Source organism: Undibacterium sp. Rencai35W (genome assembly GCF_049340185.1).
Classification (GTDB): domain Bacteria; phylum Pseudomonadota; class Gammaproteobacteria; order Burkholderiales; family Burkholderiaceae_D; genus Undibacterium.
Genome location: NZ_JBMPPC010000001.1, coordinates 224,764 through 241,133 on the forward strand (window position 1 = coordinate 224,764; position 16,370 = coordinate 241,133).

At 45.7% G+C, this 16,370-nt stretch carries 13 protein-coding genes and 1 tRNA gene; 10 read left to right on the forward strand and 4 right to left on the reverse strand.

Annotated elements, in window-relative coordinates:
* Positions 1–262 precede the first annotated feature (262 nt).
* A complete protein-coding gene (locus ACO0K3_RS00950) occupies positions 263–1,111 on the forward strand; it encodes a hypothetical protein (protein WP_422981074.1) in 849 nt (282 codons plus the stop codon).
* Positions 1,112–1,267: 156 nt separating this feature from the next.
* Here the strand turns inward: ACO0K3_RS00950 and ACO0K3_RS00955 are convergent, their stop codons facing one another.
* The 3 genes from ACO0K3_RS00955 to hpnC form a co-directional block, all read right to left on the reverse strand.
* Positions 1,268–1,972, reverse strand: a complete 705-nt coding sequence (locus ACO0K3_RS00955) for a M24 family metallopeptidase (protein WP_422981076.1) — start codon at positions 1,970–1,972, stop codon at positions 1,268–1,270.
* Between the two features lie 75 nt (positions 1,973–2,047).
* Positions 2,048–2,209, reverse strand: coding sequence for a hypothetical protein (locus ACO0K3_RS00960; protein ID WP_422959930.1), 162 nt, complete (start codon positions 2,207–2,209; stop codon positions 2,048–2,050).
* 201 nt (positions 2,210–2,410) lie between these two features.
* On the reverse strand, positions 2,411–3,220 hold the full coding sequence (gene hpnC, locus ACO0K3_RS00965; protein ID WP_422982085.1) for a squalene synthase HpnC: 810 nt from the start codon (positions 3,218–3,220) through the stop codon (positions 2,411–2,413).
* Positions 3,221–3,482: 262 nt separating this feature from the next.
* Between hpnC and ACO0K3_RS00970 the strand changes: the two genes are divergently transcribed.
* The 8 genes from ACO0K3_RS00970 (at position 3,483) to ACO0K3_RS01005 (ending at position 14,980) form a co-directional block, all read left to right on the forward strand.
* Positions 3,483–4,703 (forward strand): efflux RND transporter periplasmic adaptor subunit, encoded by a 1,221-nt coding sequence (locus ACO0K3_RS00970; RefSeq protein ID WP_422981078.1) that lies wholly within the window; start codon positions 3,483–3,485, stop codon positions 4,701–4,703.
* Complete coding sequence (locus ACO0K3_RS00975) at positions 4,700–7,792, forward strand: efflux RND transporter permease subunit (protein WP_422981080.1); 3,093 nt, start codon at positions 4,700–4,702, stop codon at positions 7,790–7,792. The genes ACO0K3_RS00970 and ACO0K3_RS00975 overlap by 4 nt, the downstream gene beginning before the upstream one ends.
* A 225-nt stretch (positions 7,793–8,017) precedes the next feature.
* A tRNA-Leu gene (locus ACO0K3_RS00980) sits at positions 8,018–8,104 on the forward strand.
* A gap of 29 nt (positions 8,105–8,133) precedes the next feature.
* Positions 8,134–9,477, forward strand: coding sequence for a trigger factor (gene tig, locus ACO0K3_RS00985; protein ID WP_422981082.1), 1,344 nt, complete (start codon positions 8,134–8,136; stop codon positions 9,475–9,477).
* A gap of 14 nt (positions 9,478–9,491) precedes the next feature.
* On the forward strand, positions 9,492–10,118 hold the full coding sequence (gene clpP, locus ACO0K3_RS00990) for an ATP-dependent Clp endopeptidase proteolytic subunit ClpP (protein ID WP_422959934.1): 627 nt from the start codon (positions 9,492–9,494) through the stop codon (positions 10,116–10,118).
* A gap of 195 nt (positions 10,119–10,313) precedes the next feature.
* The gene (clpX, locus tag ACO0K3_RS00995; protein ID WP_422956479.1) at positions 10,314–11,585 is read left to right on the forward strand and encodes an ATP-dependent Clp protease ATP-binding subunit ClpX; all 1,272 of its coding nucleotides are present in this window, start codon (positions 10,314–10,316) and stop codon (positions 11,583–11,585) included.
* Positions 11,586–11,793: 208 nt separating this feature from the next.
* Positions 11,794–14,202, forward strand: coding sequence for an endopeptidase La (gene lon / locus ACO0K3_RS01000; protein WP_422981084.1), 2,409 nt, complete (start codon positions 11,794–11,796; stop codon positions 14,200–14,202).
* Positions 14,203–14,326: 124 nt separating this feature from the next.
* Positions 14,327–14,980: a C40 family peptidase gene (locus ACO0K3_RS01005; protein WP_422981086.1), complete on the forward strand. Its 654-nt coding sequence runs from the start codon at positions 14,327–14,329 to the stop codon at positions 14,978–14,980.
* Positions 14,981–15,051: 71 nt separating this feature from the next.
* Here the strand turns inward: ACO0K3_RS01005 and lexA are convergent, their stop codons facing one another.
* Positions 15,052–15,720 (reverse strand): transcriptional repressor LexA, encoded by a 669-nt coding sequence (gene lexA, locus ACO0K3_RS01010; protein WP_422981088.1) that lies wholly within the window; start codon positions 15,718–15,720, stop codon positions 15,052–15,054.
* A 277-nt stretch (positions 15,721–15,997) separates the two neighbouring features.
* Here lexA and rpsF point away from each other — a divergent pair, with 277 nt between their 5' ends.
* Complete coding sequence (gene rpsF / locus ACO0K3_RS01015; RefSeq protein ID WP_422956482.1) at positions 15,998–16,366, forward strand: 30S ribosomal protein S6; 369 nt, start codon at positions 15,998–16,000, stop codon at positions 16,364–16,366.
* The last annotated feature ends 4 nt before the right edge of the window (positions 16,367–16,370 follow it).

Consider the following 16,370-nt stretch of genomic DNA (forward strand, 5'->3'; position numbering starts at 1 on the left):
TGTAAATAAAAATGGATATGGCAAGTCAGCTTTTTCGTAAAGCGCGCCTCACCTGTTTGCCATGACCTGTAATAGTTTGTAAGCGGAATAAAGCTTTTTGTATCAGGCATGCACTTTTTGACTCAAGCTCATATACCATTACGAACTTGCTGAAATTTTGCGTTGACTAGTCAGTTAAAGTGATCAGTCGATTTAAACCGCAATTAGTTTCCCCCGTTTGACCTAGACCAATTTGGAACATCGAATGAATAAAATGAAAAAAATGAGCCTTTTCGCCCTTGCTACAGGCTTGATTCTCGCAGTGGCTGCTTGTGGCGGTTTTGTGTACACCACGGTCGGCGGCACTGTGACTGGCCTGGGTAGCGGGACCACATCAGGCGGAACGCTGGTATTGGTGGATACAGCCGGATACAAACAGTCCTTAACTTTGGACGGTACTTTTTCATTTAAAGTTGCCAGTAATGCTGACTACAACATTACAGTAGGAACCCAGCCTACACAGGTAAATTGTACGGTGACTAACGGTTCTGGCCATATGACGAGTGATGCGGCAGTCAGCAATATTGTCGTTAAGTGTGTACCAAAAGTACCTGTTACAGCGACCGTGTCCGGATTAACCTCAGGATCGGTTATTTTGTACAATAATGCGAACGCTAACTACGATGCGCTGACGTTGTCTACAAACACTGCCGGAACGTTTAGTTACTACATCGCGAGTGGCCAGACATATGCGGTAACCGTTGGAGTGCAAGCCGCAGCACAGACATGTACCGTACAAAACGGTACTGGCACGGTAGACAACAGCAATTTGACTGGCGCCAGCAATGTGCTTGTGACGTGTATTCCTAGCGTGCCAGTTTCAGTCGTATTGACAGGTTTGGGTTCGGGCAAAACTGTGACGATTGCTGATAATGCGACTGATTTCCTGTATCTGTCGGCTACGGGCACCTACACTTTTACCAATTCGATTGTTGACGGACAAACTTATGCAGTAACGGTTACCACTCAGCCGACTGGTCAGACTTGTACTGTGGTGAGTGGTTCTGGTACTGCGTTATTAAGCAATCCTACGGGGGCAAGCAATATTGCGATTAATTGCGTGAATAACTAAGCAAGCATCCAGCAAGCATCCGTTCAATCTGGTTCATCTGGTTCGAATGGATAAAAAAGCCGGCATCTATCAAGATGCCGGCTTTTTTAATTTTGCGCGCTTATTAAGTTCTAGAATGTGCTGATGTTCAACTCGGAGCGTAAATCCTACTAAGTGCTAGAGACTCTGTAATTGTCCGTCTTGATTGAAGAAGAAAATATCTTCATGTTTAAAGCCCCAGCGACCACCTTTGAGGCGAACAAATGGTTCAAAGCTAAAAAATGGCACATCTCCCAGCGTAGCGTTGTTGCGCGCTTCAATAAACTGGCGTTGATCGCGGCTGGTCGCAATGCTATGTCCCACATTGCCGCGATAATCAAGGTTCACAAAACCGCTTTCGCGAATACGGACATTCGCCCACTCAAACAATTGCTCGAACGTGGTGTTGGGTTTGACCAGACGCAGCATTTGCCGATGCAGTTGTTGTAAAAAATGTAGTCCATTTTTAAACTCCAGCTGCTTCGGCTGCATAATGACCTTCCCATCCTCGACCACCAGAGAGCGTGCATAGTCGCCCCAATACTCGCTTCTTGCCGGGCTCAGGTCAATTGTGATCAGGTTGGATGTACCTACTGTTTCCGTACTCGCCTGATAGTCGCGCCCCGAGATTGATACGCAACTTCTTGATCCAAGTAACACTAAGGCAGGGCACTGGTAGTACCAGGTATCCTGATAACCGGCTTCGCACAGGAACTCATGTGCTTTGCGGGCGATACTTTGCTCTGTATCGTTTGCATCGATCACGATGGCAAGATGCGCCATTGCCTCTTTCGCAGCCTGTTGCGCTTTGCGATGCTCGGCAATTTGGTGTTCAGTTGGCATGGCGGTTTGCTATGGCAGAGGAAATGGGATTGATGTGTGTTCTGACGCGAGGTCTGACAAAATATGACACGAATGCTATTTTTCTTTATTGCTACTGGTCACCGCTCTTACGCCAGCGGCAGTGACATCAACAGCCGTGCCGACGACGGCGCTGCCAACTTTCACTGTCGTTGATACAGCGGCATCTGCGACGGCTAATACGGTGCAGCCGCTACTTAGCACTATAGTCAAAGTCATGACTACTAGCGGATAAATACGTTTCATGATGGTTTTGTGTGCGTTTGAGCATTGTTAAATTCGTCATCACGAATCATAGCGGGATAGTCAGATTCAGTCATGTTCTTTGAAAGATTAATTTTGAAACAAGCTGTAATGACATACTTGTTCAGGACGCTTGCTTGGGACGCTTGTTTGTGACACTTATTCCACTCAGAACCGCTACATCCTAAATGCCCGCCATAGCATGATGAGCCAATCCGCTTTCTCTAATTGAGGACGATGGTGAAACACATTGCCTTGAACGGCGTCTATGCGCTCCAGTATTCTTAGTCCACCCTGAGTCACCAGACGCAATTCCCATCCTATCCGTCCGGGTAATCGCTTGCACAAAGGCATACCACTGATGAGCAAAGCTCTTGCCCTGCTTGTCTCGAATTGCATCAGAGCCGTCCATTGGGCGTTATGGTGTTGGTTGGCGATCTGCTCTTCGCTTATGTTGAATTGAATTAAATCTTCCTGAGGGATATAAACCCGTTGTTTGTCCCAATCGATTGCGACGTCTTGCCAAAAATTGATTAATTGCAAAGCGGAGCAGATCGCATCTGAATCGCGCTTATTCTTTGCTGACGCAGCGTCGTAGAGATGTAGCATCAGTAGTCCGACAGGATTGGCAGATCTGCTGCAATAATCGAGTAAGGCTTTGTAATTGCTATATCGGGTAGTCGTGACGTCTTGCTTAAAAGCGGACAACAAATCCCGGAATGCTGGCACGGGGAGGGCATATTCCAGAATGACTTTTTGCAAACGTGTAAACAAAGAATGCCCGGGCTGCTGGTTTGTCACTATTCTATCCAGCTCAGTTTCATACTGAGACAATCCCGCTAAGCGTTGCTCAGGCGTCGCATCTCCCTCGTCCGCAATATCATCGGCAGTTCTGGCGAAGGTGTAAATAGCCTCCACCGCCGGACGTAAGCGGGCAGGAAGTAGAAATGAAGCAACAGGGAAGTTTTCGTAATGCTCTACGGTCATATTCAGGCTTGAATTAGTGAGTGCCATATAGGATTAAAATTAATGACTCAAAAGTCATTGGCAAAAAAATGACTCGCCACTATAATTACTAACCGTTAAGTCAGTAACAGAATTTTATCGGCTGATTCGCGAGCCATCAATCACAGCGATTGCCTGAATTGACAGCGCGCTCCATGCATCGAATCACAGTAACCGGCAATTCGTACTACGCGTCAACGAATAACCTTGGCTTTTGTAGCCAGCATAGTAAAGGAAAACTCCCGTGCCAACATCGCAAAATACCGTTTTTAATGAGCCAGCCAGATCCGCCGGCAGACGCTTTTTTACAGGAAAGCCCTTAAATCTTTTACCTGTTGTCGCTTTGTTGTTGCTGGCGGGATGTTCAAAACCAGCTGAAAAGACGGAGGATATCCGTCCGGTAAGAGTTATTAAGGCCAGCGCAGATGGTGCAGATCAATCAGCAGAGTTTTCGGGGGAAGTGCGTCCTCGTATTGAATCTCGCTTGGGATTTCGCGTGGGTGGAAAAATCGTTGCCCGTAAGGTGGATGTCGGTAGCGTAGTGAAGCGAGGTCAGGTTTTGATGCAGTTAGATCCGCAAGATCTGGCATTGGCGCAGTCTCAGGCAAAGGCGGGGCTGAGTGCAGCAGAAAGTAACCGTGACCTGGCGAAAGCCGAGTTAAAACGTTATGAAGATTTAAGAGAAAAGAATTTTGTCGCTGCGGCGGTTCTGGATGGCAAAGTGACTACGTTTAAAGCAGCACAGGCCAGCTACGAACAAGCACTCGCTTCTTACCGTAATCAGACGAATCAATCTGGGTATACCACGTTGATATCGGATGTCGATGGTGTAGTGACGGGGGTCGATGCCGAAGTAGGGCAGGTCGTTGCGACGGGCACATCCGTGGTACGTGTGGCGCAGACGGGGGAAACTGATGTTGTGATCGGTATTCCAGAGGATAAAGTGAATTCGATCCGTCAAATTTCTGACATCCGTGTGCGTCTGTGGGCGAATCAGGGGGAGGTATTGAGCGCTAAATTACGCGAGCTTTCCCCAATCGCCGATCCTGTTACCCGCACCTTTACGGCTAAGCTGGCTTTGCCTGCGAGCGCGAAAGACGTCAAGTTAGGCATGACTGCGTATGTCATCTTTGCTGCGAAAAATCCGAACGCAATGATCAGGTTGCCGATGACAGCTTTGTTTAATGATAAAAATACCACTTCCGTATGGATTGTGGACGGTGGCGTTGTCAAATTAAGCCCTGTTGTCGTTGCTGGATCTGCCGGACAAGATATTCTGATTGCGAAAGGCGTAACCTCAGGCCAAAGCGTGGTAACAGCCGGTGTAAATTTGCTTAAAGTAGGCCAGCGGGTAAGTATTCTTGGTATGGAGTCTGGCAGCGCTGAAAAAGCCGGTGATAAAGCGCCTGAAAAAGTCAGTGCAGCGTCCGCTAATGATGTTGCCGCGGTAGGAGTTGCTAAATGAGTGAATCCTCAGGCGGTTTTAATCTGTCAAGGTGGGCGTTAGAGCATATCCCGCTGACGCGCTATTTGATTGTCGTCTTATTATTGGGCGGCATCATGAGTTATGGTCGTTTGGGGCAAGACGAGGATCCGCCCTTTACTTTTCGCGCGATGGTGGTAAGAGCGATCTGGCCAGGTGCGACTGCGTTGCAAATGGCAGAGCAGGTTACTGACAAGCTGGAGAAAAAACTTCAGGAAACACCATATATCGACAAGATTCGTAGTTACTCCAAGCCTGGAGAAACTTTAATCATCTTACAGTTGCGCGAGTCGACGCCACCAAAAGAAACGGCGCAGTCCTGGTATCAGGTACGCAAGAAAATCGGGGATATAAAAAGCACCTTGCCGTCAGGTGTATTAGGACCGTTTTTTAATGATGAATTCGGTGATACCTATGGTTCTATCTTCGCTTTATCTGGCGATGGGTTTACCTATGAGCAGGTCAAAGAATATGCTGACTTTGTCCGTCAGCAGTTTTTACGCATTCCTACCGTATCTAAGGTCGAGTTGTTTGGTGTTCAGGATGAGAAAATCAATATTGAGTTTTCTCAGAAAAAATTCTCGCAACTAGGCGTTTCATTTGATGCAATTGTCAGTCAGATTAATTCGCAGAACACGGTCGAGGCAACGGGTGTTTTAACTACGTCGAGTGATAATTTGCAGGTTAGGATTTCTGGCGCGTTAATGACCGTTAAAGATCTGGAGAACCTTCAACTACGCGCAAATGGAACGACATTCCGCTTGGGTGATTTTGCAACGATCAAACGTGAGTATAAAAACCCGCCGCAAGACAAGATGCGCTTCAATGGTAAAGAAGTCATCGGTCTCGGTATCTCAATGGAAAAAGGCGGCAATATCATTGAGCTGGGTAAAAATTTGCAAAAGGTAACGAACGACATCAAGAGCAAAATGCCGGTCGGTATTCAGGTTGAGCGTGTTTCCGATCAGCCTAAAATGGTGGCGTCGTCTGTCGGTGAATTCGTTAATACCTTGATTGAAGCTGTCGTGATCGTATTGGCAGTGAGTTTCCTGTCGTTGGGACTACATACTAAGCCGTTTCGCCTGGATATCTGGCCAGGTCTGGTCGTTGGTTTGACGATCCCCCTGGTGCTGGCAGTGACTTTCTTGTTTATGCGTATTTTTGATATTGATCTGCATAAAATTTCGTTAGGGGCCCTGATCATCGCTTTGGGCTTGCTGGTTGATGATGCGATTATCGCGGTAGAAATGATGGTGCGCAAAATGGAGGAGGGTTTCTCACGTTTTGACGCGGCGACATTTGCGTACACCTCAACAGCGATGCCGATGTTGACGGGAACCTTGATTACTGCGGCAGGATTTTTACCTATCGGTCTGGCAAAATCTGCTGCGGGTGAGTACACCTTTTCTATGTTTTCGGTGAATGCGCTGGCGCTGATTATTTCCTGGCTGGCCGCCGTTTTATTTACGCCTTATTTAGGTTATCTGCTGCTGAAAGTCAAACCGGCAGCGAATGCTGATGGCCACCATGAGTTGTTTGATACGCCGTTTTATTCGCGTTTCCGCAAGTTGGTGAACTGGTGTGTTGAGTGGCGTAAAACGACCATTGTGATTACCTTGGCTGTGTTTGGACTGGGGATACTTGGATTCAAATTCATTGAGCAGCAATTCTTCCCTGATTCAAGCCGTCCTGAACTGATGGTGGAGTTATGGCTGCCTGAGGGGAGCGCGTTTGCTGCGACCGAGGCTCAAGCGAAAAAATTTGAAAATTTCATTCAAAAACAAGAGGGTGTTGAGAGCGTTACCAGCTATGTCGGAACTGGTAGTCCACGTTTTTATTTGCCACTGGATCAGATTTTTCCTCAGACTAACGTCGCGCAAATCGTTGTACTTCCTGTCAATCTGAAGTCAAGGGAAGCGCTGCGTTTGAAAATTGTGAATGCTTTTAAAGTCGATTTCCCTGAAGTGCGCGGCCGGGTAAAAATTCTGCCGAACGGACCACCTGTACCTTATCCTGTGCAGTTCCGTGTCACAGGTCTGGAAGTGGCGAAAGTACGTGAAATCGCCGATCGCGTAAAAGACGTGATGCGCGCCAATCCAAATGCGATAGGGGTCAATGACAACTGGAATGAGTCGGTGAAGGTGGTACGCATCGACCTGGATCAGGACAAATTGCGTGCTTTAGGCGTTACCTCGCAAACTGTCATGCGTGCAGCAAATACGATCTTGACAGGAACAACGGTCGGACAATTCCGTGATGATAATAAATTGATCGATATCGTTGTTCGTCAGCCTGTTGATGAACGCTCTACGATAAATGCACTAGGTGACGCGAATATCCCGACGGCAAGTGGCAAGTCTGTACCATTGTCGCAATTGGCGCGTATTAAGCTAGTCTGGGAACCGGGTGTGGTGTGGAGAGAAGGGCGTGAGTGGGCTGTCACTGTTCAGTCAGATGTAGTGGATGGCATTCAGGGTCCAACTGTTTCCAGTCAGATTTCTCCCAAGCTGGACAAGATTCGTGCTGAACTTTTGCCCGGATATAAGATTGAACTGGCTGGTGCAGCAGCGGATAGCGGTAAGGCACAGGAGTCAATCGCTGCCAACGTACCTTTGGTTATTTTCATCATCTTTACTTTACTGATGTTGCAATTACATAGTTTCTCTCGCTCTCTGCTGGTATTCCTTACAGGTCCACTTGGCGTTGCCGGTGCAGCAATGGCATTGCTCTTGTTGCAAAGACCTTTTGGCTTTGTTGCTCAGCTCGGCGTGATTGCTTTGTTCGGTATGATCATCCGGAATTCAGTGATTTTGATTGACCAGATTGAGCAGGATATTCAAGCGGGGGCACCTGCCTGGGATGCGATCGTTGAGTCGGCAGTAAGGCGCTTCCGTCCAATTATCTTGACCGCGGCGGCGGCTGTATTGGCGATGATTCCTCTTTCAAGATCGGTATTTTGGGGGCCAATGGCGGTAGCGATCATGGGCGGTTTGATTATCGCCACTGCATTGACGTTATTATTCTTGCCGGCTTTATATGCCGCCTGGTTCAGAGTAAAAAAACCGGCATAGCCAAATAGTCAGATGAGTGTTGCGGGCTTGCTCACCGTTTTTAGAGCAAGTCCGCACAGGATTAATTGCAAATCAATACGAAAAAAAGAGACACATGGGATTAAAATCCAGTAGAATACGCGGCTGGAGTTGAAATGCCACATACGATAGTTCTGGGCGACACTTGAATTTCGGGTCGCCCTTTGCTTTTGTGCCAGTTTTTAATTTGGTTAGTATTCTCATCCCGCGAGGATGGCGAAATTGGTAGACGCACCAGGTTTAGGTCCTGACGCCAGCAATGGTGTGGGGGTTCGAGTCCCCCTCCTCGCACCACAGAATTTTTTTATATTTGGACGATTTTCATGGCAACTGCAGTCGAAACTTTAGATAAATTGGAACGCCGTATCACTATTTCCTTCCCGATTTCAGAAGTGCAGTCGGAAGTGGAAAAGCGTTTGAAGGTACGTGCGCGTACAGCAAAAGCACCGGGTTTCCGTCCTGGCAAAGTGCCTATGAAAATGGTCGCAGCCCAGTATGGCTACCAAGTGGAAACCGAAGTTCTGAACGATAAAGTAGGTCAGGCTTTCAGCGTTGCTGCAAACGAAAATAAATTACGTGTTGCTGGCTACCCAAAGATTGAGCCAAAAAATGCTGAAGGTGCTGTTGAAGGCAGTTTGTCATTTGATGCAACCTTCGAAATTTATCCGGAATTTGTTGTCGGTGATTTGTCTGCTGCAGAAGTGGAGCAAGTTAAAACGGAAGTGTCTGATGCTGAGATCGATAAAACGATCGATATTTTGCGCAAGCAACGCGTTCATTTCCACACTAAAGGTGAGCAAGGTGCTCATGGTGACGGCGGTGAACCAGTTGCTCAAAATGGTGATCGTGCAACCTTAGACTTCGTTGGTAAGATTGACGGCGTTGAATTTGCTGGCGGCAAAGCGGATGATTTCGCTTTTGTTTTAGGCGAAGGTCGTATGTTGCCAGAATTTGAGGCGGCAACTTTGGGTTTGAAATCTGGCGAAAGCAAAACTTTCCCGCTGGCTTTCCCTGAGGACTATCACGGTAAGGATGTGGCAGGAAAAACTGCTGAGTTCACTATCACTCTGAAAAAATTGGAGTGGGCACATTTGCCAGAGGTTGATGCAGAGTTTGCTAAGAGTTTAGGCGTAGAAGATGGCGACCTGGCTAAAATGCGTGCGGACATCAAAGAAAATTTAGAGCGTGAAGTTAAAGGTCGTGTAAAAGCAAAAACTAAAGATAGTGTGATGGATGCTTTAGTGAAAGCGGTTGAGTTTGATGTGCCTAAAGCTCTCGTAGAGCAAGATGGTCAGCGCTTAGCTGAAATGACACGCCAAGATATGGCTCAACGCGGTATGAACGTCAAAGATGTTCCGTTCCCGCCAGAGCTATTTACAGCGCAAGCTGAGCGTCGTGTTCGCCTGGGTTTGATCTTGGCTGAGTTAGTCAAGGCCAACAATTTGCAGGCAACTCCAGAGCAGATCAAAGCGCAAGTAGAAGATTTTGCACAGAGTTACGAAGATCCGCAGCAAGTCGTAAAGTACTACTACAGTGATCGTAATCGTTTGGCGGAAGTCGAAGCCCTTGTATTAGAAGAAAACGTCGTTAACTACGTATTAGGTAAGTCGAAGGTTACAGATAAAGTGCTGCCATTCGACGAATTAATGGGTAACAACGCGCAATAATTAAAGGAAATCACATGACAGGCATCATTCAGAATTCAGCATTAGATACCAACATGCTAGGCATGGTGCCGATGGTCATAGAGCAAAGTGGTCGTGGAGAGCGTGCTTACGATATCTACTCCCGTTTGTTGAAAGAACGTGTGATTTTTCTGGTTGGTCCTGTGAATGATCAGGCAGCTAATCTGATCGTAGCGCAATTGCTGTTTTTGGAAAGTGAAAATCCAGATAAGGATATTTCACTTTACATTAACTCTCCTGGTGGTTCAGTGTCTGCTGGTATGGCGATCTACGACACGATGCAGTTTATTAAGCCAGACGTCTCAACCTTGTGTACAGGTTTAGCTGCATCAATGGGGGCCTTCTTACTGGCTGCAGGTGCGAAAGGTAAACGTTTCTCTTTGCCGAACTCACGAATTATGATTCACCAGCCTTTGGGCGGTGCGCAAGGACAAGCATCAGATATCGAAATTCAGGCTCGCGAGATTTTGTATTTGCGTGAACGCCTGAACGGTATTCTGGCTGATAAGACAGGCCAAACTATTGAGCAGATAGGTAAAGATACTGACCGTGATAATTTTATGTCAGCAGATGCCGCCGTAGAATATGGTTTGATTGATAAAGTTCTGACTCATCGCGCTTGATGTACTGAAAGAATATTGAAAATAGAGAAAGCGCCCGCACTTACAAGTCCGGGCGTTTTTTATTGAACGCTACAAAATAACTGTGGCAAGATTTTTTAAATCATTTATAACCTAAACATGTTCGATGACTTATGTCGAATTTGCAGGTAATATCAAAAACAAATCCGCTAAATTTTCGTTAAGAACCTAAGTACTATGCCCGATAAAAAATCCTCCACTGGCGAAAAACTGCTCTATTGTTCCTTTTGTGGCAAGAGTCAGCATGAGGTTAAAAAACTGATTGCCGGGCCTTCTGTTTTCATCTGCGACGAATGTATCGACTTATGTAATGACATTATTCGTGACGAAGTTAGTAATCTGGAATCCATTTCCAGTGCTAAAACTGATTTGCCAACTCCATCAGAAATAACGGCCTTATTAGATCAATATGTGATTGGTCAGGTGACGGCTAAGCGTATCTTGGCTGTTGCTGTTTATAATCATTACAAACGTCTTAAGCATCTCGGCAAAAAAGATGATGTTGAACTGGCTAAAAGTAATATTCTGCTAGTAGGTCCAACCGGTTCAGGCAAGACTTTGCTGGCGCAAACACTAGCCCGTATGCTGAACGTTCCTTTCGTTATTGCCGACGCAACGACATTAACCGAAGCAGGTTATGTCGGTGAGGACGTTGAAAACATTATTCAAAAATTATTGCAAAATTGCAATTATGAAGTTGAACGTGCCCAAAAAGGGATTGTCTACATTGATGAAATTGATAAGATTTCGCGTAAATCAGATAATCCATCGATTACACGCGATGTATCTGGTGAGGGTGTTCAGCAAGCTCTGTTGAAATTGGTTGAGGGAACTATGGCTTCCGTGCCACCACAAGGTGGTCGTAAGCACCCCAATCAGGATTTTATTCAGATTGATACAACTAACATCATGTTCATCTGTGGCGGCGCTTTTGATGGCCTTGCCAAGATCATTTCTGATCGCTCTGAGCGCAGCGGTATCGGTTTCGGTGCGAGCGTAAAAAGTCAGTCGGAAAAAAGTGCTAGTCAGGTTATGCAGGATGCTGAACCGCAAGATTTGATCCGGTTTGGTCTTATTCCAGAATTAGTTGGTCGTTTGCCGGTTATTGCCACGCTGAATGAATTGGATGAGGCTGCCTTAATTCAGATTTTGGTAGAACCAAAAAATGCGTTGATCAAACAGTATTCAAAACTGTTGGAAATGGAAGGGTCTGAACTAGAGATTCGTCCTGCAGCATTGCAAGCGATTGCGAAGAAAGCGATTGCCCGGAAAACGGGTGCGCGCGGATTACGTTCGATTCTTGAGCATGCTTTGCTTGACATTATGTATGACTTGCCAAGCGAGCAAAATGTATCAAAAGTTGTGATTGATGAAAATACGATCAATAATGGCGCTAAGCCTTTGTTGATTTATGACGAGCAACCGAAAGTTTCGGGCGTGAAGTCTTAATTCCTAAAAAGTGTGGGTGAATGTCACAATTGATCCGCGAATATCAGGAATACGCAGTACAATTAATTACACAATAAAATTGAGCTTCAATCGAAAAGCTACCCGGAGGTTCCTCTGAGTGGCTTTTTTTATTGTTTTTCGGATGACGGGCTTGAGTTTTGGCCTAGTGCGCCAATCTATCTACTAGAAATTTTGAATAAGGTGCGCCATGACAACTTCCATAATCACTGAACAAACAGAATTGCCGTTATTGCCTTTGCGCGATGTGGTAGTTTTCCCGCATATGGTTATACCCTTGTTTGTTGGCCGGCCAAAGTCTATCAAGGCTTTAGAAGCGGCAATGGAGCAGGGAAAGAGCATCATGCTCGCAGCCCAAAAAGCTGCTGCCAAGGACGAACCATCCGCTGACGATATTTACGAGATCGGTTGTATCGCTAACATTTTGCAAATGTTGAAACTACCTGACGGCACCGTCAAGGTATTGGTCGAGGGCGCGCAGCGTGCACGCATCCATAAAATTACCGAAACTGAATCGCATTTTACGGCGGATCTCACGCCCGTACCTCCAGAAGAGGGTGATGACTCCGAAGTTGAGGCGATGCGCCGCGCAATCGTCCAGCAATTTGACCAATACGTCAAATTGAATAAAAAAATTCCTCCTGAAATTTTGGCTTCCTTATCTGGTATTGACGACGCTGGTCGTCTTGCCGATACGATTGCCGCTCATCTGCCATTAAAGCTTGAACAGAAGCAGGTTATTTTGGAAATCTTCAGTGTATCTAAGCGGCTCGAACATTTGCTTGGACAATTGGAAGGTGAACTCGATATTCTGCAGGTAGAGAAGCGTATCCGTGGACGAGTCAAGCGTCAGATGGAAAAGTCTCAGCGCGAATATTATTTGAATGAGCAGGTTAAAGCGATTCAGAAAGAGTTGGGCGAGGGCGACGAGGGCGCAGATATCGACGAGCTGGAAAAGAAAATTGTTGCCGCCAAAATGCCTAAAGAGGCGCGCGATAAGGCGATGGCTGAGTTGAAAAAACTCAAGATGATGTCTCCCATGTCGGCAGAGGCGACCGTAGTAAGAAATTATATCGATACCATCGTTAATTTACCGTGGAAGAAAAAATCCAAAGTTAATAATGATCTGACCAATGCAGAAAAAGTGTTGGAAGATGATCACTATGGCTTAGATAAGGTCAAAGAACGGATCTTGGAATATCTTGCCGTTCAGCAGCGCGTCGATAAGTTAAAAGCTCCGATCTTGTGCCTGGTGGGTCCTCCGGGGGTTGGTAAGACCTCGCTAGGACAGTCGATTGCCCGTGCAACAAATCGCAAGTTTGTGCGTATGGCTTTAGGTGGAGTGCGCGACGAAGCTGAAATCCGCGGCCATCGTCGTACTTACATCGGTTCTATGCCAGGTAAAATTTTGCAGAGTTTGTCTAAGGTTGGCGTACGCAACCCATTATTCCTGCTGGATGAGGTCGACAAAATGGGGGCTGATTTCCGCGGTGATCCGTCGTCTGCATTGCTGGAGGTTTTGGATCCTGAGCAAAATCATACTTTTTCAGATCATTACATTGAAGTTGATTTCGATTTGTCCGATGTAATGTTTGTGGCGACTTCTAATTCGTACAATATTCCGCCCGCTTTGTTAGACAGGATGGAGGTCATACGTCTGTCAGGTTATACCGAAGATGAAAAGACTAGTATTGCTCAGCGTTATTTGTTGCCAAAACAGATTAAGAATAATGGTTTAAAAGACGGTGAGATTAATGTATCCGAAAGTGCGATTCGCGACATCATTCGTTACTACACCAGAGAAGCTGGTGTGCGCTCCTTGGAACGTGAAGTTTCCAAGATTTGTCGTAAGGTAGTGAAGATGCTTTTATTGAAAAAGAGCGAGAAAAAAGCAACGATCACCTCCAAGAATCTTGATAAGTTCCTTGGTGTTCGTCGCTATGATTTTGGCGTCGCAGTGAAAGAAAATCAAGTTGGGCAAGTGGTTGGTCTGGCATGGACAGAGGTTGGCGGAGATCTGTTGACGATTGAGGCAGTTGCAATGCCCGGAAAAGGCGGCGTAATACGTACAGGCACTTTGGGCGATGTCATGAAGGAGTCAATTGAAGCTGCTCGTACAGTAGTTCGTAGCCGCGCTAAGCGCCTAGGTATCAAGAATGATGTTTTTGAAAAAAGTGACATTCACATTCATGTGCCAGAGGGAGCGACTCCTAAGGATGGTCCTTCAGCCGGTATTGCGATGACGACGGCACTGGTATCTGTTTTTACGGGTATCCCTGTACGTGCTGATGTCGCGATGACTGGCGAAATTACTTTGCGTGGCGAAGTTCTGCCTATCGGAGGATTGAAAGAGAAATTATTAGCAGCTCATCGCGGTGGTATTAAGACTGTATTGATACCAGAGGAAAATGCCAAAGATTTAGCCGATATTCCTGATAACGTAAAAAATAAATTGGAAATTATTCCTGTGCGCTGGATTGACAAGGTTTTGGAAATTGCACTTGAGCGCATGCCTGTTGCGTTAACTGATGAAGAAGTTTTGGTTGCTGCCGCAGCCAAAACAGAAACTGTCGGTGACACTGGCGTCGTAAAACATTGATTGTTTAATCTCCTAGGTTTTGCCTCAAAATAGCCGCTGTTTAAATCAGCGGCTATTTTATTTGCATCGTAATTTTAATCACGATGCCATGAATTTATTTTGGGTTTAATTGAGAAATCAAATAATGGTTCATATTGAAAAAGATCAATGGTTCAGTGATGTGTATGGAAGGGCCCTATATTTAATGGATGTATTGAGGCATCCTGAGCCGACTTACTCATCGATGAGCTCCGATGAAAAAGACCGGTTCCGTCAAACTCAGTGTGATGTTGAAGAGGTTGTTCGCATACTTGGTACTCACCTTGATTTTGCTTTAGTCATGAAGTGGGATGGAGTGATAGGTTGGGTTCCTGCTGCTGCAGTTAATATTGATGCAGATATTCATGCCTATATTTCTGTTGAATCTTTAGGCCAAAGCTCTGATGTATTTTTTCAATATTGGTATGCAACGCCTTATATATGGGGCGGTATAACTCGTGCAGGGATTGACTGTTCTGGTTTTACTCAACGCTATTATTATGATGTTTTAGCTAAGAGTATTCCTAAAAATTCTTACGATCAACGTCGCCTTGGTCGTTCAAAAAAACTCGCAGAAGTGGTCAATCATGACCTAATTTTTTGTACAAGAAAAGGTGGCAGAGGTATCCACCACGTTGGCATATATTTTGAGGGTAATGTGTGGCATGCTCATTCTGAGTGGGGTATTACCCGTCAATCAATGGCTGAATTTCTTGCGGATTATGAGGTGCTGCAGGTAGCGGCTATAGTTGAAGGATAAAGTCACTATTTTGATTAACATGCACAAATCAGTTGCTTACTTGTGCATGTTTAGAGTCTGGCTAAGTTTGGTTAAGTCCAGGCACGAACCAAGCCAACGGCCAAGCCCTCCAGAGAAAAATCTTCATCTTGTTCAGCAATTTTAATGTTGGGATAGTCGGGATTTTCAGCAAGTAATTCAATGATACTGCCAGTTTTTTTGTATCGTTTGACAGTCACATCGTCACCCATGCGAGCAATAACGATCTGTCCATTTTTTGCTTCTCTCGATTTTTTTACCGCGAGTAAATCGCCATCAAAAATACCTGCGTCACGCATAGACATCCCGCGGACTTTGAGTAAGTAGTCAGGTATTGCAGAAAATAATGCAGGGTCAACCTGGTAATTTGTGTCTACATGTTCTTGAGCCAAAATAGGTGAGCCGGCAGCCACTCTGCCAACTAAAGGCAGACTGAGTTGCATCAAAGCAGGGTGGGGCAATGCCATTTGTGTTCCACCACTAAATTTCCCTTTAAGATTGCTCAAAGCAGAGTCAAGCAGGCGGATGCCACGCGATGTTCCTGGAGCTATTTCTATAACTCCCTTGCGGGCTAGTGCTTGCAGGTGTTCCTCGGCTGCATTGGTTGAGCGAAATCCTAGTTCGTTAGCAATTTCTGCTCTCGTCGGCGGAAAGCCGGTATTTTGAATGGCATCTTTAATCAAATTCAGAATCTGTTCTTGGCGGGCAGTAAGTTTTAGCATGTCAGAATTCCAATTGGGTAAAGTTTGGCTGGGTTTATATGCAGCCTGTATTTTTGTACAGTATAAACATAAATTTCTGAATAGCCAAAATTTTTTCATTTAGAACCTGAGCCTGAATCGGAAAAGGGTATTGGATCAATAATTTTTTCTGTGTCCGCAATAAGTGCTTGAAACTATTGAGTAAATTCAAAAAGTGCAGTATAGTCATGGGCTTTTCCTCTTCCCGCACTCGTCTTGACGCCGAGGCGGGCTATTTTATTGTCCACAAGGAGAATATATGCGTCATTATGAAATCGTATTTATCGTACATCCTGATCAAAGCGAGCAAGTGCCTGCAATGATCGAGCGTTACAAAGCTTCTGTAGTAGCACGCAGCGGCCAAGTACACCGCGTTGAAGACTGGGGCCGTCGTCAATTGGCTTACATGATTCAAAAACTGGCTAAAGCACATTATGTTTGCATGAACATTGAGTGCGATGCTGAGACTCTGCTCGAGTTGGAAACCGCATTCAAATTCAATGATGCAGTTCTGCGCCACCTCACAGTCAAAATGAAAAAAGCTGAAACAGCACCATCTCCAATGATGAAAGCTGTACAGAAAGAAGATGCTGCTAAAACGCAACGCGTAGAAGCGCCAGCGGCATAATTGA

Bases quoted from the DNA above. Each gene is read 5' to 3' on its own strand.
- clpX (WP_422956479.1), top strand. From the start codon at position 10,314: ATGCCCGATAAAAAATCCTCCACTGGCGAAAAACTGCTCTATTGTTCC.
- ACO0K3_RS00975 (WP_422981080.1), top strand. From the start codon at position 4,700: ATGAGTGAATCCTCAGGCGGTTTTAATCTGTCAAGGTGGGCGTTAGAG.
- ACO0K3_RS00955 (WP_422981076.1), bottom strand. From the start codon at position 1,972: ATGCCAACTGAACACCAAATTGCCGAGCATCGCAAAGCGCAACAGGCT.
- ACO0K3_RS00960 (WP_422959930.1), bottom strand. From the start codon at position 2,209: ATGACTTTGACTATAGTGCTAAGTAGCGGCTGCACCGTATTAGCCGTC.
- tig (WP_422981082.1), top strand. From the start codon at position 8,134: ATGGCAACTGCAGTCGAAACTTTAGATAAATTGGAACGCCGTATCACT.
- lon (WP_422981084.1), top strand. From the start codon at position 11,794: ATGACAACTTCCATAATCACTGAACAAACAGAATTGCCGTTATTGCCT.
- hpnC (WP_422982085.1), bottom strand. From the start codon at position 3,220: ATGACCGTAGAGCATTACGAAAACTTCCCTGTTGCTTCATTTCTACTT.
- clpP (WP_422959934.1), top strand. From the start codon at position 9,492: ATGACAGGCATCATTCAGAATTCAGCATTAGATACCAACATGCTAGGC.
- ACO0K3_RS01005 (WP_422981086.1), top strand. From the start codon at position 14,327: ATGGTTCATATTGAAAAAGATCAATGGTTCAGTGATGTGTATGGAAGG.
- rpsF (WP_422956482.1), top strand. From the start codon at position 15,998: ATGCGTCATTATGAAATCGTATTTATCGTACATCCTGATCAAAGCGAG.
- ACO0K3_RS00950 (WP_422981074.1), top strand. From the start codon at position 263: ATGAGCCTTTTCGCCCTTGCTACAGGCTTGATTCTCGCAGTGGCTGCT.
- lexA (WP_422981088.1), bottom strand. From the start codon at position 15,720: ATGCTAAAACTTACTGCCCGCCAAGAACAGATTCTGAATTTGATTAAA.